We start from the raw sequence: 25,138 nt of genomic DNA on the forward strand, positions 1-25,138 counted from the left end.
CTCGCCTGTCGCGCCAACTCGAGCGTGAGGCGTTCACATGGCTTGGTGGTTCGAACGCGGCGGTGGAGAACGCTGCGACCGAGCGCGTTGCGCAGATCTACATCGCGGAAGCCGATTCCTGCATTCAGGAGGACCCGCAGGCGGGCGTAATGATCGAGGGCCATTTCCTGGAGAAGGCCATCGCAGTCCTCCGAACCATCCCACGCTCCTACAGGATCGAGAACGGACTCGATGAGCTCATCGCCGACCTCCGCGTTCGGCTGCGTGAGACGATCGAGGACCCGGATGGGGATGGACCACGCGTCTTCTTCCAACGAGTTCCCGAGGGGAAGTCCGTGAAGAACCGCGTACACCTCGATGTCCGCGCCGCTCCGGGGCTGGCAGGCGAGGAGCGGATGGCAGCGCTCGAAGCCGAAGCCGAGCGGCTTGTCGTACGCGGTGCACGTCGGCTCGCCAGGCATGATCCGGCGCCGCCGATGGCTGCCGGACATCTGGTGATGGCAGACCCCGAGGGCAACGAGTTCTGTCTGGACTAGGCGGCCGTAGTTCGACGCGCTGCCGTCTGGGACGATCGGGCGGTGAGCGGAGTCAAGCGGATCGCGGTGCTCGGTCGTGGCGGTGCGGGAAAATCGACCTTCGCCGCCCGACTGGCGCGAGAGAACGACTTGCCGCTCATAGAACTCGACCAGTTCTTCTGGAAGCCGGGGCCGACGGCCACTCCGCCGGACGAGTGGGTCGCCGTTCAGACTGAGCTGATCGACCAGCACGAATGGGTCATCGACGGCGATCTGGGTCCGTATGACACAGCACTGAACGACCGGCTTTCCGCCGCTGAAGCCGTCGTCATCTTGAACTTCGCCTTGTGGCGTTGTGTGTGGCGCGCGCTGCGAAGAGGGCCGGAGAACCGAGAGTTCTGGACATGGGTCTTCGGCTATCGCCGCCGGAGCCTGCCGGTGATCATGGAGACGCTCAACGCTGGTTCGGCACCTGACGTCTTCGTAGCCCGCAAGCCGTCGGACTTGCCGCCGATCGCGAACCTGCTCTGACGTGCCGTTCGGATGAGGATGTGCCGCCGTTCATGGAGGCCCGGAGTTCAGCACCCACGGTGATGCCGGGGCTCGGCCAGATCCAGGACGTACCAATCGTTGTGGAGGAAAAGATGTGCCGTCCCGCCTCGGCAGACTCGACGGATGGTGCCGTGAGTTCCGTCGCCGGGGAGCCGAAGCCGTGCAGCGGAGAACGTGGTGAGGGCGTCGAGTCGTCCGATCAGCAGTGATTCGTGATCCCGATGACTCCCGAGGAACGCGACGTGCTCGTCGGAGGCGAGAACGCTGCTCGGGCCTCGCGGGCCGGTCGTCGGTTCGACGGTGACCGTCGTCGATCCCGCCCGGTCGGTGATGGTGATCAGCGGAAACCGCTCGTAGGTGCAGGCACGGACCCGCGTCGTGCCGTTCTCACGAGTGGAGACGTTGAGTGTGTAGCAGTCGGCGGGCCGATAGCCGTCGGCGTCCTCACCTCGGTGCCGGTTCTTCGGGTCGGTGCGCGGAGGAGAGTACTCCCAGAGGACGTCGAAGGTCGCCGACCATTTCACGATTCCAGCCGCGCCCAGCGGACGTCGTCCCGGACCCCACCAGTCGGGGTTTCCGAAGATCCCTTCGTCGGAGTATCCGACCCAGAGAGAGCCTTCGCCATCAGCGAGCAGGTGCTCGATCCCGTCGCCCAGAGTGCCGGTCCGCACGATCGCCCCGGACGCGTCGACGACCACGGCATTGTGTTCCGGTCCGGTGGAGGGCCATCGGCAGCGGGCGCCGACGAGAATGAACTCGCCGTCGACCAGCGGCTGCACCAGGGGACGTGGCACCGGTGGATTCGGGACGACGACGATGTCCTCCGGTCGAGAGACCGAGGGTGTGTACACGCCGAGGGCGATCGGCGGTGCGGTCGACGTCCGGCTCGTCGGAGAGGGGGCGCCGTCGTCGAGTTCGGCGCGGGCGACGAGGTCGTCGTGATCGGCGGTCGTGGACCAGAGTGCGACGGCACGGCCGTCGGGGCCGACACTCGCATCGACGAATTCGGGAAACCCCTCGGGAGGCGCCATCGGGCCGAGTCGCCGGTATCGATGCTCGGTGTCGGCGGAACGGGTCACCACGCCAGGTTATCGCCGGCACAGCGGTCGTTTCGGCCGCATCGACGCGGTGCTGTCGCGATTCTCATCGCTCACCGACAGGAATCGCGACGCCGATCCGACACGGGCCGGTGAGACGATTCAGTCGTTCAGGTAGCCCTTGATCGCGGCGACCAGATCTTCCGGATATTCCGCGGTGATCGCGTGGCCGCCGCGCGGCAGGATCTGCAGGTGTGCGGTCGGGATCAGTTCGGCGACCTCGATGGACTGCGCCGGCGGGGTCAGGACGTCCTCGCCGCCCACCAGCACCAGCACCGGGTCGGTCACCGTCGGCAGGCCCTCGCGGGTGTCGTAGATCCGCAGGCAGGCGGCCTGCGCGGCGAAACCCTCCGGGGGCGTCGGATACGGATCCGACGCCGACATGCGGGCCAGTTCGGCGAGCCTGTGGTGGTCGGCGAGCGTCCGGGCGGTGAACAGCCACGGCATGCCGGAGATCGCCAGCGCCTCCGGGGCGGCGTCCGTCGTCGCGGCCGCCAGGATCGAATCCAGCCACAGGTGGTGCGTCGGCGAATACCGGGCGAACGTCGCCAGCAGGATCGCCTTCCGGGCCACGCCGGGGTGGCGGATCAGGATCGACTGCAGAATGGAACCGCCCATCGACCAGCCCACGATGTCGCACGGGCCGATCCCCAGATGCTCGATGAGCGCGACGACGTCGTCGGCCATGTCGTCGACCGTCCACGAGTAGTCGCCGACGACGGTTCGGCCGGTACCGCGGTTGTCGACGGTGATGACCCGACGATCGCTCAACAGCGGTTCCACCGCCGTCCACGCGGAAGAACTCGAACCGAGCCCGGAGATCAGGACGATCGGATCGCCGTTCCCCGCATCGTTGTAGTGCAGCTGGACGTCGTCGATCGCAAGAGTCGGCATGCGGTCCATTGTGCTGGCCGGGCCCGGCGAAGACCAGGCCCGTCGCCGGTCACGTCACCGGGTGAACGACACGCCCCACCGGAACGCGGCGTTCTCGCCGGGGGCCAGCAGACGCAGACCGTCGCCGCTGTTGAAGGCGTCGGTCGCGCACGACTGCGGTTCGACGGCGATCGCCGCCACCGGGCCGTCGGCGCCCGGATACTCGGGTTTGGTGAACACCTGCACGTAGTCCAGGCCCTCGCCCTGCCACAGGGTGACGGTGCGTCCGTCGGGGGCGGCGAGAGTCGTGCGCACGGAGCCGGTCGTGTCGCGGGCGAGCGCGGTGTAACCGGTGTCCAGCTGCAGCTCGGACAGTCGCCGACCGCCCCGCAGATCGAACTCGGGCGTCACCGGTTCCCGGCCGACGGGGATCGACCGGCCGTCGACGAGGTAGTACTCCGCGGCCGGGACGGTCACGGTGAGATCGGCCGAGGTCACCGGCGCGGCGGGGTCGACCAGGGTCAGATACGGGTGGGCGCCCACCCCGAACGGCGCGGGCCGATCATTCAGGTTCGCCACCTCCTGCGTCACCTCGATGCCGTCCGACGACAGGGCGTAGGCGACCCGCGTGCGCAACCAGAACGGATAGCCCGGCTGCGGATGCACGTCGGCGGTCAGCACGAGGGACGACGAGTCGCGCTCGACCTGCCGGTAGTCGGTGTACCGCAGCAGTCCGTGGGTGGCGTTGCCTTTGGCGGGCTCGGTGATCGCCAGCTGCTGATCGCCCCACCGGCCGTCCCGGATCCGGTTCGGCCACGGCACCAGGACGACGCCGCTGCAACTCGGCGCCGGGACGCCGATCGGATACGACGGCACCGCCTGCACCCCGTCGACGACGAGTCCGCGCAGCGACGCCCCCACCGTCGCGATCGTCGCACGCACTGCGCCGTCGGCGAGGGTGACGACGGTTCCGGTCGGGGAGTCCACATCGTTCATGTGCCCACCGTAGAAGACGAGCGCCGCGCCTGCCGGGGACCGCGCGGAGCCGGGGGGACTGACGGGGACCCGGCAGGGGACTGCCAGCCGCCGTCCAGGTTCCCGTCCGAGGATGGCCGAAGGCGACACGGCCTTGAGTGACAGGAGACGACAACGATGCGACTGCGACATCGAGCGACGACGTTCGCGGGAACGGCGTGCGCTTTGACCGCGACGATCATGCTGCTGGGAGGATGCTCGTCGAACGATTCGGGTGACGCGAGTGCACAGAACACGGCGGTGCCCACCGTGTCGGCGGCGGACTCCTCGGCGGAGACCACGGATTCGAGCCGGACCGACGCCACGAAGTCGGCACAGTTCGAGAAGTGCATGAGCGACAACGGCGTCACCATGCCCGACCGCGGGCAGGCCGGATCGCCGCCGGCCGGGGGCGGTGCTCCTTCCGGTGCGCCGTCGGGCGGTGAACCGCCGTCGGGTGTGGCCCCGTCGGGAGCGCCGACCGGAGCACCGGCCGGCGGCACCGAGCAGGCGCCTCCCGGGGTGGATGCGGACACGTGGAAGAAGGCCGTCAAGGCCTGCGCTTCGTATGCGCCCACACGATCCGGGACGGACTGACGTCTCCGGAGTCGGACACCGCCGACGGCGCGCCCCCGGGCAGGAGGAGCGCGGGCGCGCCGGACGGCGGGGCGCACGGTCGAGGACCGTGATCCGTCGGGAGAGGTGAGCCCGCGTCATCGGCTGCAAGCCGACGACAGCGCGACGACAGCGCCCGGGCGCACGATCGTCGGCATGACACAGACAACCGACCTCGGCCTCGACGGCCGGGGAGACACGACAGCGACGGAGCTCGCGATCGACGCCCGCGGCCTGGTGAAGCACTTCGGCGACACCAAGGCCGTCAACGGCGTCGACCTCGCGGTCTCCGCCGGCAGCGTCTACGGCGTCCTCGGACCCAACGGCGCAGGCAAGACCACCACCATCAGCATGCTCGCGACCCTGCTGCGGCCGGACGCCGGCCGGGCGACGATCTTCGGCTACGACGTCGTCCGCGACGCCGTCGCCGTCCGGTCCCTCATCGGCGTCACCGGCCAGTACGCGTCCGTCGACGAGGACCTGACCGCGAAGCAGAACCTGCAGCTGTTCGGGAGCCTGCTCGGCTTCTCCCGCGGCCGGGCCAAGTCCCGGGCCGAAGAACTGCTGGGCGACTTCGGACTGGAGGAGGCCGCCGACCGGCCCCTCAAGGAGTTCTCCGGCGGCATGCGACGGCGCCTCGACCTGGCCGCCAGCCTCGTCGACACCCCGCCGCTGCTGTTCCTCGACGAACCCACCACCGGACTCGATCCGCGGACCCGCGCCCAGATGTGGGCGACCATCCGCAAGCTGGTCGACGGCGGTTCGACGGTCCTGCTCACCACGCAGTATCTCGACGAGGCCGACCAGCTGGCCGACCGGATCGCCGTGATCGACCGCGGCGTGGTGATCGCCGAAGGCACCTCCGACGACCTCAAACGCTCGGTCGGAGCGAGCACCCTGCAGCTGACCCCGGCCGACCGCACCCGGGTCCCGGAGACGGCCCGGATCGCCGAACGGGTCCTCGGCGACCCGGCCGTCCCCTCACCCGAGGCCGGCCGCGTCACCGTCGCGCTGCACCACCCCGACCTCGTGCCCGACGTCCTCATCGCGTTGCGCGAGACCGGTATCTCCCTCACCGAGTTCAACGTCCAGAAACCGACCCTCGACGAGGTCTTCCTCACCCTCACCGGCGACGAACCGCCCTCCGGAGACTCGACCGAGTCCACGGACACCCGAAAGGAGGTCTGACGATGACCACCCTCGTCGACACACCCCGCGATCCCGCTCCCCGCACCTCGGTGTCGGTCACCGACGTGCGCACCGAGGCCACCCGGTCGATCGGATTGGGCGCCACCGTCCGGCAGTCCCTGAGCATGGGCCGGCGCGGCGTCCTCAAGCTCCGGCACAACCCGGAGCAGCTGTTCGACGTCACCTTCATGCCGATCCTGTTCACGGTGATGTTCACCTACATCTTCGGCGGCGCGGTCAGCGGCGACGTGAAGAGCTATCTGCCCACGATCATCCCCGGCATCCTGGTGCAGACGGTGGTCATGTCGTCCGTCGTCACCGGCACCCAGCTGCGGGAGGACATGGAGAAGGGCGTCTTCGACCGCTTCCGGTCGTTGCCGATCGCCCGCATCAGCCCGCTCGCCGGGGCGCTGCTCGCCGACGTGATCCGCTACCTGGTGGCCTCGATCATCACGTTCGGCGTCGGCTTCGCGATGGGCTGGCGCCCGCACTTCCTGGGCGCCGTCGCGAGCATCCTGCTGGTGGGCGTGTGCGCGTTCGCGGTGTCGTGGATCTTCGCTCTGATGGGCTGCCTGATCAAGAAGTCGTCGGCGGTGCAGGGCATCTCGATGCTGATCATGTTCCCGCTGACCTTCGTCTCGAACGCCTTCGTCCCGGTCGACACCATGCCGGGCTGGCTGCAGGCCTTCGTGAAGGTGAATCCGATCAGCCACATCGTGTCCGCGGTGCGCGAACTGTGCTCCACCGGCCACGTCGGCATGGACGTCGTGTGGGCCCTGGTGGGCGCCGCGGTGATCGCCGTGGTCTTCGCACCGCTGGCCGTGGCCGCCTACATCCGCGAGGCGCGCTGACCGGCCTCGAGGCGCCGGGCCAGCAGTCCGGCGGCGGCATCCATCGCGCGGCGGCGGGACGAGAGTTCCGTGCGCCGCGCGACGGCCGTCCCGGTGGCGGCGTCGACGGCGACGAACTCGCCCCGGCGCCGCAACGCCTCGTGCACGGCCGGATAGTCCTGCCGGACGCCGAGTCGGGCGGCGGTCGCCAGCAGGACGGCCCCGTCTTCGCGGTCGGCGGCGTCGGAGGCCGGATCGCACGACAGCAGCAGTCCGACGGCCAGCGCCGACGATCCCAGCTGCGGGATGTCGCGCCACAGCGGATTGATCAGTGACGCGTGCAGGGCCCGCGCGATGTCGTCGGTCCAGGGCACGGCCAGATCCGCGCGCCCGCCCAGCACCACACCGCACACGGCGCTGGCCAGGATGACGTTCGCCCCGGGATCGGCCCGGTCGGGCACCAGCTCCCGCAGCAGCGTGCGGGCGGCACCGGCGTACAGTTCGGTGCCGTCCCGGCCCTGGGCGCTGCGCAACGCCGCCCAGCACATGGCCTGGGCGGCGACGGCCTCCGGGTCGCCCTGCTCGGGCAGCGGCCGGTCCGGATCGATCTCCGACGACGACGTCAGGATCTGCTCGGCCTCGGCGAGGTCGCCGACGGTGATGAGCACGACGGCGAGGAAGTACCGGGCCTGGACGGCATCGTCGGTGGCCCCCATCCGGTCCAGGCCGTCGGCGGCGACCCGATAGTGCTCGACGGCTTCCCGCCATCGCCCCTGCTGGCCGAGGAGACTGCCGGTGGACAGCGCGTTCATCGCCGCCACCCACGGATCGCGGACGTCGGCGGCGGCCAGCCGGGTGCTGTCGCGCATGGCGCCGATCAGGTTGCCGCTGTTCTCACGCACATTGGTGCGCAGGCCGAGCGCCAGGTCGCGGACGTCGGGTGCGGCGCGGTCGGGCGCCAGTTCCAGGATCCGGACCCGCTGCACGCCGGTGCGTGCGACGGCGAGAGCGCTGAGGAAGTCGCCGGGCTGCGACAGCGCCAGATCCGGGCGGTGCAGTCTGCGCAGCAGCGCCCTCGCCCGGGCCAGGCCCCGCGGCGCCTGCTGCGCCAGCAGCGGGGCGCCCGCGGCGATCACCGTCAACTGCCACCGCTCCCGCGCGTCCTCGTCGAGACGATCCGGGGGAGCGCGGAGCACGTCCAGGATCCGGTCGCCCCAGGCCGCGATCTCGGCGTGCAGGCCGCGCACCGACCAGAACGCCGCCAGGATCGGGAACACGTGGACGACGGTGTCGGCGTCCACCGGGTCCGCCTCCATCGCGCGGCGCAGCACCCAGACCAGGTTCTCGACGTCGGCGGCCACGGACTCGACCATGCCGCGATCCACCGACTCGTCGAACCGGCGTCGTAGATCCGCGGTCAGTTCGCGGGCCCAGGCCGCCATCGCGGCGTCCACCGAGCCGGCGTCGTCGGGATCGGCCGTCAGCGACTCCTCGCCGAACTCCCGGACCATCTCCATCATCCGGTAGCGGACGTGGTCGCCGTCGTCGATCACCTGCAGCAGCGACTGATTGACCAGGGCGGTGAGGGCGTCGTCGAGGTCGACTCCGGCCAGCCCGCCGACGCGGACGGCGGCCCGGGCGCCGAACCCGCTGGGGAACCGGCACAGTCTGGTGAGCAGGCGTCGCGCCTCGGGGGTGAGCAGCTCCCAACTCCACTCGATCACCGCGTGCAGGGTGCGATGCCGGTCCGGGACGGTGCGGTCGGTGGAACGCAGCAGGGTGAAGCGTTCGGCGAGGCGCTCGGTGATCTCGGTGACGCTCATGGTCCGCACCCGGGCGGCGGCCAACTCGATCGCGAGCGGAAGCCCGTCCAGGTATCCGCACAGTTCGGCGACGCGGGCGCGGTCCAGCGAGGCCGTCGGCCGGACCGCCCGGGCCCGCTGCAGGAACAGTTCGACGGCGGGGGCCGCGCCGTCGCTGGCCAGCACCGGCAGCGGATGGATCTGCTCGGCGGGGATCTGGAGAGGCGCCCGACTGGTGGTCAGGACGGTCAGCGTGGAGGCGGCGGCCACCAGATCGTCGACGAGGCGGGCGACGCCGTCGATCACCTGTTCGCAGTTGTCCAGGACGATCAGTGTCGGCCGACCGGCGACGGCCTCGGCCAGGATCGCGGTGACCTCGCTGATGGTGGTGCGCAGCCGGCCGGAACCGGACAGGTCGGTCTCGCCGACGCCGAGCGTCGCGGCGACGGCCGCGGCCACGTCGTCGTCGTTGCGGACCGAGGCCAGCGGCACGAAGTAGACGGCCGGACCCGGCCCGCTCGACGATGCGGCCGCGGCCAGTCCGACGGCGTTGGCGACACGGGTCTTGCCGATGCCGCCGGGACCCAGGACCGTCACGACGCGGTGGTCCTCGAGCAGCCGGGCGAGGGCGGCGACGTCGTCGTCGCGGCCGATGAGCGGGGTGGCCTCGGCGCGCAGTCCGACGGCGACGGATCGTCGTCCGGGTCCGGGTCCGGGTCCGGGGCTCGGCTCGTCGGCGAGCAGTCGGGTGTGCAGGGCGGTGATCTCGGCGCCCGGGTCGATGCCGAGGTCCCGGGAGAGACGTCGGCGGAGGGCGGAGAACACGGCGAGGGCTTCGGCTCGTCGGCCCTGCGCCGCGAGAGCGGTCATCCACTGGAGATGAGCATCCTCGTCGAGCGGATCGGCGGCGCAGCGTCGTTCGGCCAGTTCCCGGACCGTCGTGTGATCGCCCGCGGCGAGGGCCTCCCGGGTACGCCGCCGGTCGATCCGGGTGCGGAGGACCCGGGCCCGGCGGGCGATCTCGTCGGCGAGCCGGGTGTCGTCGTCACCGAGGTCGTCGCCGGGCGTTCCCCGCCACAGGTCGTCGACCTCCTCGGCCCATCCGGGGGCGCCCGCCGCCGTGAGCCGGTCGACGACGTCGAGGTCGGTCTCGGCGCCGTCGAGACGGTAACCGCCGGCGACGCCGCTGATGTCGGCGCCGCCGAGGTGACGGCGGAGACGCGATATCTGGGTGTGCAGCGCCGGGCCCGGCGACCCGGGCGGATGCTCGCCCCAGACGTCGGCGATGAGCCGGTCGGCCGAGCACACGCGCCCGCCGGCCAGGGCGAGAGAGGCCAGCAGCCGTCTGGCCCGGACACCGGGCACGGCGACGCCGTCGACGGTGACCGGACCGAGCAGGCCGATCACGGTCGAACGTCGATCTCCGGCACCGTCTGACATCACGGCAAGCGTAGCCGGAGGGGTCCGCTCGGTGCCTGCCGCCGCGGATGCGTTCCGTCACCGATGCAGGTTCCACGCCTCGACGGCGCACCGACCGTCGTCGGCGCAGCCGGCCGCGACGACGGTGCCGTCGGCGAGGAGCCCGAGGGTGTGAGCCGATCCGGCCGCGATGGCCGTCACGCCCGTCCACGCAGCGGTGTAGCACTCGCCGGCGCCGTCGTGTCCGCAGGCGAGCACGGTCCCGTCGTGCCGACGCGCGACCGAGTGCCGTCGGCCGGCGGCCAGGAACACCATGGGGTCTGCCGCCTTCCGTGTCGTGGCGACCAGACTAGACGGGGAGCCCGCATCGATCCGGTCGCCACGACCCGACCCGTACCATCGACCCGTGGATGCGGAGCGCGAGACGGAAGAGCTCTACCTCGCGGGCGGCTGCCTCTGGGGAGTGCAGGCGTTCGTCTCGACGTTGCCGGGCGTGACGTCCACCGAGGCCGGCCGCGCCAACGGCGCCGGCGGCACGCTCGACGGCGACTACGACGGCTACGTCGAATGCGTGCGCACCCGCTTCGATCCGTCGGTGACGAGCGTCGAACGGCTGATGGGCCACCTCTTCGAGATCATCGACCCGTACAGCGTGAACGCGCAGGGGCCGGACGTGGGCGAGAAGTACCGCACCGGCGTGTACTCGGCGGATCCGGCGCATCTGGCGCGGGCGCGGGCCTTCCTCTCCGCGCGCGACGACGCCGACCGCATCGTCGTCGAAGTGCTGCCGCTGGTGAACTACGTGCGCAGCGCCGAGGAACATCAGGATCGGCTCGCGCGATTCCCCGACGACTCCTGCCACCTTCCCGACGAGGTGCTGACGAAGTACCTCGACCGCCCGGATTCGCCCGCGGTGATCCGATCTGAGAGGGTGGATGCCCGGTCTCACCCCACGATTCGAGGTATCGAGTGAATCTGTCGCGTCGTCGTCTGTTCGCTGTCGGAGCGGCTTCCGCGGTCGCGGTCGCGACACGGGGAGCGGCGCCTGCGTCGGCGGCGCCCCGTGACCCCGCCGCGGTGGCCGCGCGGCACGCCTCGGCCGTCCCGAGCCAGTGGGGCACCGACGTCACCGGCGTCCTGCGCCGGACCGGCGGGGGCGGCATCGCGCTCACCCTCGACGCGTGCGGCAGCGTCGGCGGAAAAGGTTACGACCGCGCGCTCATCGACGGTCTCGTGTCCCGCAAGGTCCCGGCCACCCTCTTCCTCAACCAGCGCTGGATCGACGCCAACCCGGTGCTCGCCCGCACCCTGGCCGGCGATCCGCTGTTCGAGATCGGGAACCACGGCACCGCGCACAAACCGCTGTCGGTGACCGGCCGCAGCGCCTACGGGCTCGCCGGCACCCGGTCCGCGCGGGAGGCCGCCGACGAGGTCTACGGCAACCACCGGCGCATCCAGCGGCTCACCGGCCGTGCCCCGCGCTTCTTCCGAGCCGGCACCGCCCACTACGACGAGGTCGCCGTCGCCATCGTCGGCGACCTCGGTGAACGGGTCGCCGGGTTCTCGGTGAACGCCGACAACGGCGCCACCGCCGGTTCCGCGCTCGTGCGCGCCAACGTCGCGGCCGCGGGCCCCGGCGACATCGTCCTGGCGCACATGAACCACCCGGGCGGCGGCACCGCCGCCGGTCTCCTCGCCGCCGTCGACGACCACCTGGCCCGCGGCACCCGCTTCGTCCGTCTGCGGTAGCGGCGGCCCGGAGACGGCGCTTCTCGGGAGGCGGGTCCGATGGCGTCGGCGCGTGTCAGCCGGAGGGGCCCGGTCAGCGCAGTTCCTGCGCGAACATGACCAGGATGCCGCTCGGTCCGCGCAGGTAGGTGAGCTTGTAGACGTCCTCGTAGGTCGCCACACCCCGCAGCGGGTGGCAGTCGTGCCTCGCGGCGATCGCGAGAGCGGCGTCGATGTCGTCGACGACGAACGAGACGCGATGCATGCCGATCTCGTGGGGGAGCGCAGGCTCGGTCTCGATCGCGTCGGGGTGCAGGTATTCGAAGAACTCCAGCTGCCCGTGCCCGTCCGGCGTGTTCAGGACCGCGATCCGGGCGTGGTTGCCGTCGAGTCCGACCGCGGTGTCGGCCCACTCGCCGCTCACCTCGGCGCGACCGGCGACGGTGAGGCCGAGGTCGGTGAAGAACGCGATCGCCTGGTCGAGGTCCCGCACGGCGATCCCGACGTTGCCCATTCTGATGGTCACGGCACCAGAGTAGGACGTGCGGTGCTCGACGTCCGCCGAGACCGGTTCGGTCCGGGTGCGTTCCGCTCAGCGCTTGACCTGCGCGAAGATCGCTTTGGTCAGGGCCTCGGTGGTCTGCTGATCGGCGTTCTCGCCCATCAGGAGCACCGAGAGGAGTCCGTGGCGGACCGGCAGCGCCACGAACCAGCCGCTCTCGGCGGCCCCGGACAGGGCGCCGGGGAGCCCGCCGACCCCCTGGCGCGGCCCCGATCCGGTGCCGAAGGTCTCGGCGAGGTCGGCGGGCGTCGCCGAGGTCTCCTCGGTCGACGCGGAGCCGTACACGTGCGCGCCGCCGGTCAGGGCGACGCCGCACCGGCCCTCCATCGCCTCCTGGATCAGGACGGGGGATCCCACCGCCCGACTCAGCGCGTCGGCGTCGAGCGTGCCGCAGAACTCGGCGGCGGAGACCACCTCGGGGGCCGCGGTCCCGGCGGTGCCGGACGAGGAGGCGGCGTGCGACGAGGCGGCGGCCGTCGGGTCGTCGGGCGCCGTCGTCGAGCAGGCGGTGAGTGCGACGGCGGCGCAGACGGCCGAGACGGCGGCCCATGATCGACGGAGGGGCATGGCGGATTCCTCGAATCTGTTGAACAGGAGCATGTTTCATCGGTCGATGTGATCTCGATCCCGAATGCTAGGGCGTCGAATGCGCTGTGCGACAGGGGGATTCCTCTGTTCTGGGGTGTTCGGGTGGTCACGATTCGGATGCGATGTGACTGGTGATTCTGTTGGTGCAGATGTGTCGGGTGATACTTGTCGGGTGCGTCGTCTCCGCAGCTCCCTCCTTCGCGTCCCCCTCGTGCCCGCCGCAGGACTCGCCGTCGTCGTCGGTCTGGTGTTCTCCGGAACGAGCCCGAGCGCGGCCGCGCCGGAGCGGTGGCGCTACACGATGGTGGGGTTCAGCAACGTCAGCGCCCAGAACATGGACGTCTACGAATCCAACGACGGCACCGACTACACCCTGGTGAAGGCGTCGGCGTACCGGCCGCCGACCGGCGCGGTCCGCGATCCGAGCCTCCTCGCGCACGTCGACGGCCGGTACTACATCGCCTACACCACCGGGGAGGGCACGAACATCGGCTTCGCGAGCAGCCCGGACCGCCTGGTCTGGACCCACCTGCGGAACCACCCGGTCCCGTTCTGCTGCGCCTTCCTGCCCGGCACCGGCGACGGCCGGGGCCCGGTGAACCCGCTCGGGATCAACGGTTCGGCGGGTTTCCGGGACGGCCCGTCGCTGTCACCGTTCACCACCAAGGCGTGGGCGCCGGACTGGGTCGTCGACGACGACGGCCGGGTCCACGTGGTCTTCTCGATGTCGACCGGCGGCGGCTTCGTCCCGTACCTCATGACCGCGCTGAACCGCTCGCTCACCGCGTGGACCCGGCCGGTGCCGGTGGCCGGACTGCCCGCCGACCGGATCGACACGACCATCGTCGAGGCCGACGGCCGGTACCACGCGTTCGTCAAGAACGAGCACAAGAAGGTCCTCGAACACGCGGTGGCCGACGCCGTCGGCGGGCCGTACTCCTTCGTCGCGCCGGGGGACTGGGGCACCTACGTGGAGGGGCCGGCGCTCGTCCGGCTGCCGAACGACCACTGGCGTCTCTACTTCGACGCCTACCGGGAGAAGCGGTACTTCTACTCCGACAGCGCCGACGGCATGCAGACCTGGTCGCCGCGCCGGGAACTGCCCGGGCACTCCGGGACCGTGCGGCACTTCGGCGTCGTGCGCGAGGCCGGATAGCCGCGTCGACGTCGTACCCGCCGGTACGCGACGACCGGCGGCGGTGCGGGCGGCGCCGGTCGAACCGCACGGCTTTGGAACCTCCGCGTGTAATTTGTGTCCATGACGATCCCGGCAAGCGAGGAATCCGCCCGCGAGGAAGACCCCGCGGACCAGGCAGGAGCGGATTCGTCCGGATCCGACTCCACCGAGGAGAAGCCGGGACTCGGCGCTCGGGCGGCCGGATGGGCGCAGGCCTACGGGGCGCGGTTCTCGTTCACCGGCATGGTGGTCGCCGCGGCGCTCGGCGCGCTGTCGCTGTCGCCGTCGCTGCTGCCGCGCGGACCGTTGTTCCAGGGCATCGTCACCGGCGGGTCCGCCGCGCTCGGCTACGGCGTCGGCGTCTTCCTGATGTGGTTCGCCCGTTTCATGGTGAGCCGGACCGAGCCGTGGCCGCACCGTCCGCGCAGCTGGTGGACGACGCTGGCCGTGGTCGACATCGCGGCGCTCGCCGGCATGACCATCGGCTTCGCCTTCTGGCAGCGCGACCTGCGCGGCATGATGGGCGTCGAGCAGCTGCCGCCGTCGGCGTACCCGATGATGTTCCTCCTGGAACTGGCCTTCTTCGCGCTGTTCATGGCGTTCGGCCAGGGCTGGGGCGCGCTGGTCCGGATGCTCAGCCGCTGGTTCAGCCGTTGGCTGCCGCGCCGGATCGCGGCGGGACTGGGCGGTCTGCTCGTCGTGACGATCACGATCATGGCGATCAACGGCGTCGTCTTCGACCGGCTGATGGGGACGGTGCGTTCGGCGTTCGAGAACATCAACGACGAGTACGAGCCGACCGAGGCCGCGACGCCGTCGGCGTTCCGCTCCGGCGGACCGAACTCGCAGGTCACCTGGTCCGATCTGGGCATGTACGGGCGCAACTTCGTCGCCTACGCGCCGACCGTCGAGAAGCTGACGGAGTTCAACGGGGCACCGGCGACGGAACCGATCCGCGCCTACGCGGGCCTGTACTCCGCGCCGGACATCGAGGAGAACGCGGAGGTCGCCGCCGCCGAACTGGAACGCCTCGGCGGACTCAAGCGCAAAGTGGTCGGCGTGGGCACCTCCACCGGCCGAGGCTGGGTCAACGAGGTCACCATGAGCTCGCTGGACTACATGTACAACGGCGACACCGCGATGGTCTCCCTGCAGTACTCGACGCTGCCCAGCTTCCTGTCCTTCCTGCTCGACCAGGATCGTGCGCGGCGGGCCGGTCTGGCGTTGTTCGAGGCGGTCGACCGGCGGATCAACGCGCTGCCGCCGGAGGAACGCCCGAAGGTCGTGGTGTTCGGCGAGTCGCTGGGCACCTTCGGCGGTGAGGCCGCGTTCGGGTCGATCGGCTCGATGGTCTCCCGCACCGACGGCGCGCTCTTCGCCGGGCCCACCTTCGGCAACACCATCTGGGGCGACCTGGTGGAGAACCGGGACGCGGGTTCCCCGATGTGGCGGCCGGTCTACCGGAAGGGCGAGCACGTGCGCTTCGGTGCCGGCCCGGCGGATCTTCGGAGGGTGCAGGAGCCGTGGCACAGTTCGCGGGTGGTGTACGTCCAGCACCCGTCCGATCCGGTCACCTGGTTCTCGCCGAAGCTGCTGTTCCAGAAGCCGGACTGGCTCAAGGGGGAACGCGGCCCGGACGTGCTCCCGGCGATGCGCTGGATCCCGATCGTGAGCTTCCTGCAGGTCGCGGCCGACCTCGCGGTGGCGGGCAACGTCTCCGACGGGCACGGCCACGTCTACATCGAGGCGATCCCGTACGCGTGGGACGCGATCCTGCAGCCCGAGGGCTGGGACGACGAGAAGAGCCGTCGGCTGGGCGGCACCCTGCAGTCGCACACGGACGGCTGAGGGGTCCCTAGGCTCCGCGGTCATGACTGCCATCGATCCGGCCGCCCTCGTCGACCACGTGACCGCGGCCTACGCCGCGCTCACCGATTCCGCCCGCGCCGAGAAGGTCGCCAGACAGCACGCCCGCGGCAAGATGACCGCCCGCGAGCGGATCGCCGAACTCGCGCCCGGCGGATTCTACGAGTTCGGCGCCCTCGCCGGGCCCGGCCCGGCGCAGCAGGGCGCCGAACCGCTGGTGGCGCCCGGCGACGGCGTCGTGACCGGCGTCGGCTACGTCGACGGGCGGCCCGCGGTGATCGCCGCCTTCGACTTCACCGTGCTCGGCGGCAGCAACGGCGCCACCGGCATGGCCAAACTCGACCGGTGCGCCGAACGCGCCCTGCACGACGGCATCCCGCTGGTGATGCTGATGGACGGCGGCGGCCACCGCATGCAGGAGGCGCTCGACTCGCGGCTGGCGGCCCCCGGATCGCGTTTCATGCTCCGGCTGACGGACCTGTCCGGGCAGGTGCCGCTGGTCGCCGCCATGATGGGACCCGGTTTCGGCGCCCCGGCCAACATCGCGGGCTGCTGCGATTTCGTGACCATCGTGCGGGGGATCGGCACCATCGGCATGTCGTCGGCGCCGCTGGTCAAGGCGGCCACCGGCGAGGACATGACGAACGACGAGATCGGCGGCGCCGACGTCCAGGCCGAACGCGGGGTGGTCGACTTCGTCGGCGACGACGAGACCGAGGTGCTCGACTCGATCCGCGCGTACCTCTCGTACCTGCCCGCCAGCGCCGACGAGACGCCGATCCTCGCACCCGGACCGCACACGCCGGGGGACGCCGCGGAGGGGCTCGACCACCTGATCCCGCCCGCCTCGCGCACCGCCTACGACGTCCTCGAGGTGATCGAGGGGCTGGCCGACGTCGACACCGTCTTCGAGATCAAGCAGGCGCACGCCCCCAATATCGTCACCGCGTTGGTGCGGGTCGGCGGCCGTCCGATGGGCGTGGTGGCCAATCAGCCGCGGCACTCCGCCGGGGCGCTCGACGCCGCGGCCTGCGAGAAGGCCGCGCACTTCGTGGCCGTGTGCGACGCCTTCGGGCTGCCGCTGCTGGTCCTGATCGATCTCCCAGGGTTCCTGGTGGGCGCCGGTGCGGAGGAGTCCGGGCTGGTCCGCCGCAGCGCCCGCCTCGGATACGAGCTCGGCAACGCGACGGTGCCGCGCTTCGTCGTCGTGACCCGGAAGGCGTACGGCGCGGCCTACATCGTGATGGGCGGCGGCCGCAGCATCGAGGCCGACCTCTCCCTGGCCTGGCCGACGGCCGAGATCTGCGCCATCCCCGTCGAATCCGCCGTCGACCTGGCCTTCCGCTCCCAGTACCAGAGCGCGGAGGATCCGGTGAAGGCGCGAGAAGACCTGATCACGCTGTTCCACGCCAACGTCGATCCGCTGCTCGCCGCGGACGGTTTCGGGATCGACGACGTCGTGCTGCCGTCGGCCACCCGCGGTCTGCTGGTCGAGGCGCTCGGCCGCGTGCGGCCGCGTCGTGCGCCGCGGGTCCCTGGGAAGCGCCGCTCGATCTCGCCGATCTGATCGGCCGTGAGATGACCGAACCCGCGATGCGCCTCCGCCCCCTCACCGCAGACGACCGCGAACTCCTCGTCGGCGCGACCCTCGACAACCTCAACTGGTGCGGAGAGCGCTTCACCTGGCACGACATGGTGCAGACGATCGAATTCCGGCATTACGCCGACGTCCTCCCCGACCGCGGCGACTTCGGGGTGGTCGCCGTGGACGGGGAACGGGTGTTGGGGCTGGCGTGGGCGCTGTTTCTGGGGGCCGACGACCCCGGCTACGGCTTCGTCGACGACGCCACCCCGGAGATCAGCGTGTGGGTGGCCGAGCGGACCCGTCGTCGGGGTGTCGGACGGGCGGTGACCGGAGCGTTGATCGACGAGGCCGGCCGCCGCGGAATCGGTCGCCTGAGTCTGTCGGCGGAGGCCGAGAACACCGCGGCCCGGGCCCTGTACACGTCGCTGGGCTTCGTCCCGGTGCTCGGCCGGGCGGTCGACGGGGTGATGCTCTGCGAGGTCCCGTCGGCCCGTGGACGCCGACCTTCCACCGATCGCCGAGACCCTTCGACTCGCAGGCTCGCTGCGCTCGCGTGCGGCTCAGGGATCGGCGGGGAGGCTCGTCGGTTCGGGGGCGGTGGGGAGGCACGAGGGGTTCCCGCCGATCCCTGAGCCGAGGAGGAACGCAGTGACGAGTCGAGTCGAAGGGTCTCGCGGGCGGGCGCGGAGAGCCCCTACCAGCGGTCACGGTCCAGCGGCGTTCCGGTGTCGCCGGCGTCGGCGGCGCACCCGAAGCCGACCACCTGGCGGCCGTCGTCGAGCTCCACCTTGCCGAGCATCATCGGCGCCGGCAACGCGGCGAGGAACTCGCCGAGCGCGGCGGGCGGCACCGACCAGGTCTCGCCTCGGATCGCCCGGCCGCGGCTCGGATCGCGGATCAGGCCGGGTTTGGGCGGCACCGTGTCGAGGGCGACGAGCCGGTACGACGGCGCGGTGACCACCTCCCCGGACCAGCGCGCCCCGCGGTCGCTCAGCTCGTGGGTCAGCGGACCGCCGCGCATGTGCGCGCCGAACACCGCCAGCTCCACGGCCGGCGCCCCGGCGCTCTCGGGCCACGTCGGCCCGGAGTCGGGGGTCCCGGCGAACCGGCGGGCCAGATCCATCACGACCGCATCGCGGTGGGCGAGGGCCAGGAAGGTGACTCCGAAGAACGGCGCCGGACCCGCGGCGGGATCGGCGGCGACCGAGCCGGCCGGCACCGCAACCCCGCACAGGTCGAAGAGATTGCAGAAGTTGGTGTAGGTGCCCATCCGGGCGTTCACGCCGACCGGGTCGGCGGCCACCTCGGCCAGGGTCGGGTGGCACGGGGCCGTCGGCACCAGCAGCGCGTCGACGCCGTCGAGCTGCGCCATCGCCTCGCGTCGCAGGTCGGCCAGCTTGCGGCGGGCCCGCAGCAGGTCGACGGCGTCGTAGGAGGCGGCGGCCGAGACGATCGCGGTCACCGTCGGATCCAGGCCCGCGGCGCCGCGGGCGTTCGCCTCGTCGAGGAACGCGCCGACGGCGTCGTACCGTTCGCTCACCAGGGCGTCGTCGTACAGGAGCCTGGCGGCGGCGAGGAACGACGACGGGTCGACGGTCTTGATCTGCATGCCGGCCGCCTCCGCGCGGCCGACGGCGGCGGTGAACGCCGCGCGCCAGGCGTCGTCCAGCTCGGGCAGCTCCGCGGGGACGGCGAGCACCGGCCGACCGGGGGCGGCCAGCGGCGCCGCGCCGAACGGCCGGTCGCCGGCGGCCGCGGCCAGCGCCGCCGTCGCCCGGTCGGCGAGATCGAGGTCGGCGGCGAAGATCGTGACGGTGTCGTAGCTCGCGCAGGCGGGCACCACGCCGTCGGTGGAGACGACGCCGACCGTGGGTTTCACCCCGACGATGCCCTGCAGGGCGGCCGGGATCCGGCCCGATCCGGCGGTGTCGGTGCCGATCGCGAGGTCGACCAGTCCGAGTGCGACGGCGACCGCCGACCCGGAGCTGGAGCCGCCCGAGATCCGCGCCGGATCCCGGGCGTCCCGGACCGCGCCGTACGGGCTGCGGGTGCCGACCAGCCCGGTGGCGAACTGGTCGAGGTTGGTCTTGCCCACCACCACCGCTCCGGCCGCGCGCAGCGCCGCGACGCAGGCCGCATCGTCGTCGGGCAGAGACGAGTACTCCGGGCAGGCGGCGGTGGTCGGCAGACCGACGACGTCGACGTTGTCCTTCACCGCCAGCAGACGTCCGGCGAGCGGTCCGCCCGCGGCGAGGGAGGCGTCGAGGTCGGCCTCGATCTCGTCCGGCGTGCGCAGCGCGAGGAAGATCTCGGGGCGGTCGACCTCGGCGATCCGGGCGAAGAGTTCGGTGACTCGGCTCATGCGATCTTTCCTTCGAGTTCGGTGGCGGCCCGGTCGGCTCCGGCGAGGGCGAACTCGCCCTGCGCGGCCCAGCGTCGTCGTTCCTCGGCGCGCGCGAGTTCCATCGCGGTCCGGGTGGCGGCGATGTCGTCGGCGTTGCTCTCCAGGAAGCGCCGGTGTGCGGCGAGCGAGAACTCGCCCTCGGTGATCCGGGTACTGGTCCCGCGGCCCGCGGCGACGTCGGCCCGCATGTCGAGCAGTTCGTCGGCGCTCACCGGATACCACTTGATCCGGTCGAAGAACCGCAGCAGCCACGGGTGCTCGGGTTCGAATCCCGGTGAGGTCAGCGGATGCCGGTGGTTCCAGACCTGCGTGGTGCGGCCGACGAACTGGTAGCCGCCGGGGCCCTCCATGCCGTAGATGCACAGGTACGCCCCGCCAATGCCGACGGCGTTCTCCGGCGTCCAGGTGCGCGCCGGGTTGTACTTGGTGGTCACCAGCCGGTGCCGCGGATCCAGCGGCACCGCGACCGGTGCGCCGAGGTACACGTCGCCCAGGCCCAGCACGAGGTAGTCGGCGTCGAACACGGTGCGGTACACGTCGTCGACCGAGTCCAGGCCGTTCATGCGGCGGATGAACTCGATGTTCCACGGGCACCACGGCGCATCCGAGCGGACGCCGAGCATGTACCGTTCGATGGCCTCGCGGGTGGACGGATCGTCCCACGACAGCGGGAGCTCGACGGTGCGGCTCGGCACCACGAGGTCGTCCGCCGACGGCAGTTGGCTCTCGCACTCCCGCAGCCAGGTGAGCATCGACCGCTGCGACCACCGGTCGGGGTCGGCCTTGACCTGCAGCGACCGGATCCCGGGCGTCACGTCGATCAATCCGTGCGGCGCCTCGGCGGCGATCCGCTCGGCCAGCGCGTGCACCCGCGCCCGCAGGGCCAGGTCGAGCGTCATGTCGCCGTACTCCACCAGGATGTTGTCGTCGCCGCTGCGCCGGTAGGTCACCGACGTCTCGCCGTCGGCGGTGACCGAGCGGGCGAGCACCCCGGAGTCGGTGTCGCCGCCGGAGGAGAGCACGTCGACCAGATACGCGCGCCGACCCATGCCCACGGCGGTCGGCGAGGCGGTGCGATCCGACCGCACCGCGACGAACCGGACCGTGTCGCCGGGCTTGAGCTGCCCGAGCTTCCAGCGTTGGGCGGTGACCACCGTGACCGGGCAGACGAAACCGCCCAGGCTCGGCCCGTCCGGGCCCAGCAGGATCGGGGTGTCGCCGGTGAAGTCGAGGGCGCCGACCGAGTAGGCGTTGTCGTGGATGTTCGACGGGTGCAGGCCCGCCTCGCCGCCGTCGGACCGCGCCCACCGCGGCTGCGGGCCGACCAGCCGGATCCCGGTGCGGTCGGAGTTGAAGTGCACCTCGTAGTCGGTGCCCAGGATGTCGTCGACGTCCTCGGGGGTGAAGAACTCCGGGGCCCCGTGCGGCCCCATCGTCACCGCCAGCTGCCAGTGATCGGTGAACGCCGGCTGCTCGTCGAACAACGCACGACGGGGCGCCTCCGGCGCGGTCCCGGAGACGGTGAGGAGGTCGCCGTCGTTCAGGGAGCGCCCGTCGAGCCCGCCGAAACGACCGAGGGTGAAGGTGGACCGGCTGCCCAGGTACTCCTCCGCGTCCAGGCCGCCGGCGACGGCGACGTAGGCGCGCATGCCCAGGGCGCCGACCGCGCCGACGTCCAGGACGTCCCCGGCCCGCACGTGCAGCGGCACCCACTGCGGGACGGCCTTCCCGGCCAGCGTGACCGGCAGCGGAGCCCCCGTCACGGCGACGACGGCGGGGGCGTCGAACCGCAGCGCCGGACCGGCGAGCGTCACCTCCAGTCCGGCCGCGCCCTCGTCGTTGCCCACGACGCGGTTGGCGAGCCGGAACGAGAGGTCGTCGATCGGGCCCGACGGGGGCACCCCGACCTTCCAGTAGCCGAGGCGGCCGGGCCAGTCCTGGACCGTGGTCATCGGGCCCGCGCGGAGCACGGTGAGCGTCGTCGTCATGGGGATCTCCTGGTCTCGAGGGGGCGGCGGGTCAGCGCGCCGGGCGGGTCACGACGATCCGCACCGCGGTGGGGTCGAAGCCGTTGCAGGGGTTGTTGATCTGCGGGCAGTTGGAGATCAGCACCAGGGTGTCGGTCTCGGCGCGCAGCGCCAGGCGCTTGCCCGGGGCGGACAGCCCGTCGACGATCCCGAGCGCGCCGTCGGGGTCCACCGGCACGTTCATGAAGAAGTTCACGTTGCCCACCAGGTCGCGTTTGCCCAGGCCGTGCCGGGCGCCGCCGATCAGGAAGTTCTCGACGCACGCGTGCTGGTGCTTGGTGTGGTGGCCGTAGCGGAGGGTGTTGGACTCCTGCGAGCAGGCGCCGCCGAGGGTGTCGTGATTGCCCACCTCGTCGGCGACGATCGTCATCATCGGCGCCGACTCCTGGTCGCGGATCACCGTGCCGGTGGTGAGGAAGATGTTCCCCTGGGCGGCGATGGTGGCCTGGGCGGAGTAGCGGATCGAGTGGTCGCGGCCGCCGTAGAACAGGGTGTCCACGGCCTGGTTGCCGTAGAGGTCGACGATGGTGAGGACGTCGCCCGCGGCGACGACGCCGGACCACGGTGCGCGGTCGCCGACGAGGCCGTCGTAGATCACCTCCCCGGGGACCAGGGCGAGGTCGGCGGCGGGGGCGGTGCGGAGAGCGGCCGGATCGGCGGGCGGTTCGGCGGCGGTGATCGGGTCGGCGGGGGCGGTGACGGTCATGAGAGGGCTCCTTGCGGGGTGGCGGGGCGGGCGGTCAGTGCGCGGCGCGGTGGGCGTCTTCGCTGTTGGCGACGGCGCGGGCGTACTCGGGGTCGCGGTCGCCGGCCCGGGCGAGCAGGTCGGCGAGATCCTCCTCGGCCCGCCAGGCCAGGACCTCCAGCGAGCCGACGTCGAACGCGGGCTTCGGGTCGAGCGGATGGGCGGTGTTCGCGATCGCGACGACGCAGTCCAGGTGCAGGAGCAGGTCGACGGCGGTGTCCGGTCCGGCCGAGCCGAGGTAGTCGAAACCGCCGGTGTCGTCGACCCGCACGCCCTCGAAGAACGAGACGGAGGGGGCCACGTCGGTGGGGGTGAGGCCGTTCTTGGCCGCGGCCAGCTTCAGCAGCTCCCGGCCCGCGGGGCTGGCGGAGTGGACCTCGCCCGCGCCGTACCTGGCGGTGTTCTGCGCCAGCGTGGTGGTGCCGAGGAGGGCGTCGTGCCGGGCGGAGGTGTCGGCGACGACGGTGGCCAGCACCCGTCCCTGATCGCTGAGCAGCGGGTGGCCGGCGGTGAGGTACGCCTGCCACGGCACCTTGACGGTGTCGGCGACGTTGAGGCGCTCCCACGTCGCCCCGGCCCGCCAGAGCAGCAGGTGCGCGCAGGCGGTTCCGGTGAGATCGCGGAGCCGCAGCCGGGTGCCGCGGGCCAGGACCTTGGTGGTGTAGCGGCCCCCGGGAACGGTCTCCGCCCAGGTCAGGGCGGCCGCGTCGACGTCGGACGGCGGGGTGGGCCAGTCGGTGGCGGGCACCACCGGCATGGAGTCGGTGGGGGTGCCGGCGAGGCTCCGGGCGTGGGCCTTGGCGCCCGCGGTCGTGGCGGTGCTCTCCGGGGTCGGGGTCGTCGGGGTGTTCAGTGTCGAGGTCATCGGTGCCGTCCTTGGATTCGATCGGGAAGGGGTCAGTCGAGGGCGTTGGCGAGGGGGTAGCGGTGCGGCCGCGTGCGGGGGTAGCAGGCGATCCCCACGACGACGGTGATCGCGATGCAGATCGGTCCGGCCCACTGCAGGATCGGCATGGCGCCCTCCGGGTCGAACACCTCCTTGCGCGGCCAGGCGAGGTTGACCACCATGAGACCGCCGTAGACCACCGCGGCGAGGTTCACCCAGACGCCCCACCGGCCGAGCGAGAAGAGTTTGCGGCCGTCGGCGTCGACGGTGGGCAGCGTGGCCTCGGAGTAGAGCCGGCCGCGCAGCCGGTTGATCAGCATCGGGCCGGTCACGGCCAGGTAGGCGAGGTAGATCAGGATAATGCAGACGCTGGCGAGGGTGGCGAAGATCGCCGAGTTGCCGACGTTCACCAGCAGGACCGCGATGCAGAGGGCGCCGATCAGGATCGCCGGGGCGATCGGGGTGCCGGTGCGGCCGTTGACGCGGGACAGCTGCTCGGAGAACGGCAGCCGGTTGTCGCGGGCCATCGAGAACATCAGGCGGGAGCAGGCGGTCTGGATGGCCAGCGTGCAGATCAGGATGGCGATCGCGACGTCGCACAGCAGGACCTTGCCCCAGAAGCTGCCGAGCACCGAGTCGAGCACGTAGGGCAGGCCGCCCGCGGCGAGTTCCTCGCCGAGCGTCGGGGCGGCCATCAGGGCGCCCAGGAGCATGAGGCCGCCGCCGATCGCGGAGACGGTGAGCGCCATCCGGATGGTGCGCGGGGCCACCCGGCGCGGGTTGCGGGTCTCCTCGGCGAGCTCGCCGGCCGAGCCGAAGCCGACCATCACGTAGGCGGCCATCAGACCGGAGACGATGAACGCCCAGATGTAGCCGGGCTGCTGTCCGGGCAGGCCGGTCTCCAGGACCACCTGGGGGCCGCGCCGGGCGTGGGTGAACAGCGCGCCGATCACGGCGACGACGCCCACCAGCTCGCAGATCACGCCGATGTTGTTGACGCGGCTCATCCAGTGCACGCCGACGCAGTTGATCGTGGTCACGACGACGATCAGCACCGAGCCCAGGAGCACCGCGTTGGCGGCGCCGCTGCGGCTGGTGAGGGTGGGGTCGTCGCCGATGATCTGGAAGCCGGACCAGACGGTCGGCAGCACCACCTGCAGGGCGATCGCCGCGGCCGAGGCGGTGACGACCTGGGCGATCATCATGAACCAGCCGCCGAACCAGCCGATCACCTCGCCGCCCATGCGGCGCGACCACTGGTAGATCGCCCCGGAGATGGGGTAGCGGGCGGCGATCTCGGCGAAGCAGAGCGCCACCAGGAACTGGCCCGCGTAGACGACCGGCCAGGTCCAGAAGAAGGCCGGTCCGCCGAAACCGAAGCCGAGGCCGAACAGCTGGAAGATCGTGGTGAGGATGGAGACGAAGGAGAAGCCGGCCGCGAACGAGGCGAACTTGCCGAGCGAACGGTGGAGCTGCTGGTCGTAGCCGAACTCGGAGAGGTCGTGGCCGTCGGAGTCCGGCGGCTTCGGCAGGCCCGTGGTCGGGGGCGTGAGGGTGGAGGTCATGAGGTCTGTCCCTTGGGTGCGGGCTCGCCGTCGAGCTTTTATCTGTCACTTGACAGATAACCCTCGGGCTTTTTCTGTCGAGTGACAGATATGTTTCGGT

General features: G+C 71.5%; 22 protein-coding genes and 1 pseudogene. 11 read left to right on the forward strand and 12 right to left on the reverse strand.

Annotated features, from left to right (window positions below; genetic code table 11):
- Window positions 1–278: 278 nt before the first annotated feature.
- A pseudogene (locus QM809_RS08980) lies at window positions 279–536 on the forward strand (VOC family protein); the annotation flags it as partial.
- 42 nt (window positions 537–578) lie between these two features.
- Window positions 579–1,046 carry an adenylate kinase gene (locus tag QM809_RS08985; protein WP_415045437.1) on the forward strand — a complete coding sequence of 156 codons (468 nt, stop codon included), beginning with the start codon at window positions 579–581 and terminating at the stop codon, window positions 1,044–1,046.
- 47 nt (window positions 1,047–1,093) lie between these two features.
- Here QM809_RS08985 and QM809_RS08990 read toward each other — a convergent pair whose 3' ends face one another.
- The 3 genes from QM809_RS08990 to QM809_RS09000 all read right to left on the reverse strand — a co-directional run bounded on the left by QM809_RS08990 (window position 1,094) and on the right by QM809_RS09000 (window position 4,033).
- Entirely contained in the window at window positions 1,094–2,146 is a 1,053-nt protein-coding gene (locus tag QM809_RS08990; protein WP_415045438.1) for a hypothetical protein, read from the reverse strand.
- A gap of 120 nt (window positions 2,147–2,266) precedes the next feature.
- The gene (locus tag QM809_RS08995; protein WP_415045439.1) at window positions 2,267–3,058 is read right to left on the reverse strand and encodes an alpha/beta fold hydrolase; all 792 of its coding nucleotides are present in this window, start codon (window positions 3,056–3,058) and stop codon (window positions 2,267–2,269) included.
- Window positions 3,059–3,112: 54 nt separating this feature from the next.
- Window positions 3,113–4,033: an aldose 1-epimerase family protein gene (locus QM809_RS09000; RefSeq protein WP_415045440.1), complete on the reverse strand. Its 921-nt coding sequence runs from the start codon at window positions 4,031–4,033 to the stop codon at window positions 3,113–3,115.
- A gap of 156 nt (window positions 4,034–4,189) precedes the next feature.
- Here QM809_RS09000 and QM809_RS09005 point away from each other — a divergent pair, with 156 nt between their 5' ends.
- From QM809_RS09005 to QM809_RS09015, 3 genes are all read left to right on the forward strand, one after another.
- Window positions 4,190–4,648, forward strand: a complete 459-nt coding sequence (locus QM809_RS09005) for a hypothetical protein (RefSeq protein WP_415045442.1) — start codon at window positions 4,190–4,192, stop codon at window positions 4,646–4,648.
- Between the two features lie 174 nt (window positions 4,649–4,822).
- Window positions 4,823–5,854, forward strand: coding sequence for an ATP-binding cassette domain-containing protein (locus tag QM809_RS09010; protein ID WP_415045443.1), 1,032 nt, complete (start codon window positions 4,823–4,825; stop codon window positions 5,852–5,854).
- Window positions 5,855–5,856: 2 nt separating this feature from the next.
- On the forward strand, window positions 5,857–6,705 hold the full coding sequence (locus QM809_RS09015) for an ABC transporter permease (RefSeq protein ID WP_415045444.1): 849 nt from the start codon (window positions 5,857–5,859) through the stop codon (window positions 6,703–6,705).
- Here QM809_RS09015 and QM809_RS09020 read toward each other — a convergent pair.
- Together QM809_RS09020 and QM809_RS09025 are read right to left on the reverse strand one after the other, a co-directional pair.
- Complete coding sequence (locus tag QM809_RS09020; RefSeq protein WP_415045445.1) at window positions 6,684–9,926, reverse strand: BTAD domain-containing putative transcriptional regulator; 3,243 nt, start codon at window positions 9,924–9,926, stop codon at window positions 6,684–6,686. The two genes, QM809_RS09015 and QM809_RS09020, sit on opposite strands and share 22 nt — an antisense overlap.
- Window positions 9,927–9,983: 57 nt before the next feature.
- Entirely contained in the window at window positions 9,984–10,220 is a 237-nt protein-coding gene (locus QM809_RS09025) for a hypothetical protein (protein WP_415045446.1), read from the reverse strand.
- 91 nt (window positions 10,221–10,311) lie between these two features.
- Here QM809_RS09025 and QM809_RS09030 point away from each other — a divergent pair, with 91 nt between their 5' ends.
- Window positions 10,312–10,878, forward strand: coding sequence for a peptide-methionine (S)-S-oxide reductase (locus tag QM809_RS09030; protein ID WP_415045447.1), 567 nt, complete (start codon window positions 10,312–10,314; stop codon window positions 10,876–10,878).
- Between the two features lie 104 nt (window positions 10,879–10,982).
- Window positions 10,983–11,654 (forward strand): polysaccharide deacetylase family protein, encoded by a 672-nt coding sequence (locus tag QM809_RS09035; protein WP_415045448.1) that lies wholly within the window; start codon window positions 10,983–10,985, stop codon window positions 11,652–11,654.
- Window positions 11,655–11,727: 73 nt separating this feature from the next.
- Here the strand turns inward: QM809_RS09035 and QM809_RS09040 are convergent, their stop codons facing one another.
- On the reverse strand, window positions 11,728–12,147 hold the full coding sequence (locus QM809_RS09040) for a VOC family protein (protein WP_415047046.1): 420 nt from the start codon (window positions 12,145–12,147) through the stop codon (window positions 11,728–11,730).
- Between the two features lie 78 nt (window positions 12,148–12,225).
- Complete coding sequence (locus QM809_RS09045) at window positions 12,226–12,762, reverse strand: hypothetical protein (RefSeq protein ID WP_415045449.1); 537 nt, start codon at window positions 12,760–12,762, stop codon at window positions 12,226–12,228.
- Window positions 12,763–12,994: 232 nt separating this feature from the next.
- Here QM809_RS09045 and QM809_RS09050 point away from each other — a divergent pair, with 232 nt between their 5' ends.
- From QM809_RS09050 to QM809_RS09065, 4 genes are all read left to right on the forward strand, one after another.
- Window positions 12,995–13,939, forward strand: coding sequence for an arabinofuranosidase (locus QM809_RS09050; protein ID WP_415045450.1), 945 nt, complete (start codon window positions 12,995–12,997; stop codon window positions 13,937–13,939).
- Window positions 13,940–14,041: 102 nt separating this feature from the next.
- Window positions 14,042–15,808 (forward strand): alpha/beta hydrolase, encoded by a 1,767-nt coding sequence (locus tag QM809_RS09055; RefSeq protein WP_415045451.1) that lies wholly within the window; start codon window positions 14,042–14,044, stop codon window positions 15,806–15,808.
- A gap of 22 nt (window positions 15,809–15,830) precedes the next feature.
- Window positions 15,831–17,393, forward strand: a complete 1,563-nt coding sequence (locus QM809_RS09060) for an acyl-CoA carboxylase subunit beta (protein ID WP_415045452.1) — start codon at window positions 15,831–15,833, stop codon at window positions 17,391–17,393.
- Window positions 17,394–17,404: 11 nt separating this feature from the next.
- A complete protein-coding gene (locus tag QM809_RS09065) occupies window positions 17,405–18,043 on the forward strand; it encodes a GNAT family N-acetyltransferase (RefSeq protein ID WP_415045453.1) in 639 nt (212 codons plus the stop codon).
- A gap of 62 nt (window positions 18,044–18,105) precedes the next feature.
- Here QM809_RS09065 and atzF read toward each other — a convergent pair whose 3' ends face one another.
- From atzF to QM809_RS09090, 5 genes are read right to left on the reverse strand one after another with little or no spacing between them, the layout of a single operon-like run.
- Window positions 18,106–19,773 carry an allophanate hydrolase gene (gene atzF, locus QM809_RS09070; RefSeq protein ID WP_415045454.1) on the reverse strand — a complete coding sequence of 556 codons (1,668 nt, stop codon included), beginning with the start codon at window positions 19,771–19,773 and terminating at the stop codon, window positions 18,106–18,108.
- On the reverse strand, window positions 19,770–21,803 hold the full coding sequence (locus QM809_RS09075) for a 5-oxoprolinase/urea amidolyase family protein (RefSeq protein WP_415045455.1): 2,034 nt from the start codon (window positions 21,801–21,803) through the stop codon (window positions 19,770–19,772). The genes atzF and QM809_RS09075 overlap by 4 nt, the downstream gene beginning before the upstream one ends.
- A 31-nt stretch (window positions 21,804–21,834) precedes the next feature.
- Window positions 21,835–22,548 carry an urea amidolyase associated protein UAAP2 gene (locus QM809_RS09080; RefSeq protein WP_415045456.1) on the reverse strand — a complete coding sequence of 238 codons (714 nt, stop codon included), beginning with the start codon at window positions 22,546–22,548 and terminating at the stop codon, window positions 21,835–21,837.
- A 34-nt stretch (window positions 22,549–22,582) separates the two neighbouring features.
- Window positions 22,583–23,452, reverse strand: coding sequence for an urea amidolyase associated protein UAAP1 (locus QM809_RS09085; RefSeq protein WP_415045457.1), 870 nt, complete (start codon window positions 23,450–23,452; stop codon window positions 22,583–22,585).
- A gap of 32 nt (window positions 23,453–23,484) precedes the next feature.
- The gene (locus QM809_RS09090) at window positions 23,485–25,038 is read right to left on the reverse strand and encodes an amino acid permease (protein WP_415045458.1); all 1,554 of its coding nucleotides are present in this window, start codon (window positions 25,036–25,038) and stop codon (window positions 23,485–23,487) included.
- Between the last annotated feature and the right edge of the window lie 100 nt (window positions 25,039–25,138).

It is taken from the genome of Gordonia sp. (in: high G+C Gram-positive bacteria), assembly GCF_047600385.1.
Lineage (GTDB): Bacteria > Actinomycetota > Actinomycetes > Mycobacteriales > Mycobacteriaceae > Gordonia.